This is a genomic window from Mesorhizobium sp. M7A.F.Ca.CA.004.06.1.1, assembly GCF_003999135.1.
Classification (GTDB): domain Bacteria; phylum Pseudomonadota; class Alphaproteobacteria; order Rhizobiales; family Rhizobiaceae; genus Mesorhizobium.
In genome coordinates this window covers 1-1,803 of sequence record NZ_RZPQ01000982.1, presented here as the reverse complement: position 1 = coordinate 1,803, position 1,803 = coordinate 1, and the positions used below count along the sequence as shown (strand labels likewise).

Here is a 1,803-nt window from a genome sequence, read left to right as displayed (position 1 = left end):
ATAACCCGCCACGGCTCGCTTGGCGTGGCGGGTATTCATCACGGAGAGCGCATGCAAACTGGTGAGATCATCGCAACGCCTTCGAAACGGCGTTGGTCGCGGTCCTGGCCCCAGCGGCAAGAACTAGCGGAACCTATTTTTCTGCTGCCCATGAATGATAATCGGCGGCCCAATGGATTGGGACACGAGCTACCGACGGGGTGGCAGCGCGCAGGGGTGCTTATTGCGGCCGCTGCTTTGGTGTCATCCTTGTGCGCCCTGCTGCTGGCATCTTGGATGTCAGGTTGACGGACAGGCCGCAGTGTCCGTTCCGGCCAATGTTTGGTATAAAGGTCTACTCCACCACAACGAGCAGAGGCCTGTGCTTTGGCTGTTCGTGCCAAATGACTTGGCGTAGGTCGCGCATTTTGCGTTTAAAGGGCGTCTGCGGCATTCTACACGGACTTCGGGGAGGTGCGATCAATGCCGATTCGACGGAAAGCGACTGAAGCCGGTGTCTTGCAGCCGTCGGAACTGGCGCTGTTGGGCCGCGTCTTTGAGCAGTTGAAGCTTGATGGCCAGTCGACGGATGCCCGCGACTCCATCGCATCCCGGATCATTGCGAACTTCATGGCCGGCGTGACCGATGAGGCCGAGCTGGTCTCGCTCTCCCGGCAACCGCTCGGCCGCTAGGAGGCAACTAATGGAGGGGATGTTGGCCATGGACGTACAGCCTTGGCCGGCCCGTCACTGCTTCCTCAAGGCTTCGATCACTCTGAGGATGCTGTCGGCCGAGCAGCATGCGCGTTCCGGCGCCGAGCGGCAGTTCGCTGTCGGGCTGCCGAGATACTTTCGCTCGTTGTCGTAGGAAAGCCAGCTAGGCCATAGGCGTTCACAACCGACCCGAAACGCTTGATGAAAAGTTTGTGATTTGGGAGGTGGCGGTCCTTGTCGATCAAAGCGATTGTGATGTAGCCGAACTTTGCGTGCAATCGGCGGATGCCATCTAGCAGATCGTCATCCGAGTAGTATTTACCTCGTTGGCCGGTTGGCGGACATATGAACCCAGCCGCCTTATAGGCGGCCTGTAGGCTCCCGAAGTGCACCCAATATGCATGCGCCGAGGGTGTGTAGGGGCAATTGTTGATTATCGCCTGCGAGAGCTTCTTTTTCTCTCGTAAGAGGCACTTCAGATTTCTGATCATGTCGGGGTCTCGGAGGGCAAAGACCCGTCCCAAGCTGAATTCCCGCTGCACTCGGGCAAATGTTTTAGGTTCAATAATAGGCTCCATCACCCTGGTCCGGACCCAAAGATCAGGAGGGTTGCGGCGCACCGGATTTTTCATTTTGTGGTTGGTCCGGTTGAAGACGTAGTATCCTGTCATCAACTCGTTTCGCAACACGCCTTTGACCCGTCCCCAACGCCATAAGTCGCCATCCGTCGACGGTATCTTTTCGTCATTCAATGTCTTGGCGATGTTCGCAATGCTTTGTTTCTGCGCGAGAAACATGCGAAAAATTCGCCGTACTATTTTGAGCTCCTCGTCAGGTCCAGGCATAAAAACTACGCGGTCTGATTTGAGCCCCTTGCGGTCGCCCGGCCCGAGGAACAATCGCGGCGTTCCGTCATGGCTAACCAAAAAGCGTCTGATGCCATAAGGCACGGGGCCGCCCTGTTTAAATCCGAGGCAAGCTTGCTGAATTTGCGCTCTGTAGATTTTGGCGGAAAGTTCGCGGCTGTACTCGGCCGCCATTACCCGCTTCAGGTTCTTTACGATGCTGGCGACCATGCTGCCGTCATTGTCGAACGGTTCCCCGCAGTAG

At 56.8% G+C, this 1,803-nt stretch carries 2 protein-coding genes; one reads left to right on the top strand and one right to left on the bottom strand.

What is annotated here, in order from left to right; translation table 11 throughout:
- Positions 1-462: 462 nt before the first annotated feature.
- A complete protein-coding gene (locus tag EN906_RS32945; protein WP_127270279.1) occupies positions 463-672 on the top strand; it encodes a hypothetical protein in 210 nt (69 codons plus the stop codon).
- A gap of 77 nt (positions 673-749) precedes the next feature.
- Here EN906_RS32945 and EN906_RS32940 read toward each other — a convergent pair.
- The coding region (locus EN906_RS32940) for a recombinase family protein (protein ID WP_206529239.1) at positions 750-1,803 on the bottom strand (1,054 nt) is incomplete at its 5' end.

Coding starts and splice junctions, on each gene's coding strand:
- EN906_RS32945 (WP_127270279.1), top strand. CDS start 463: ATGCCGATTCGACGGAAAGCGACTGAAGCCGGTGTCTTGCAGCCGTCG.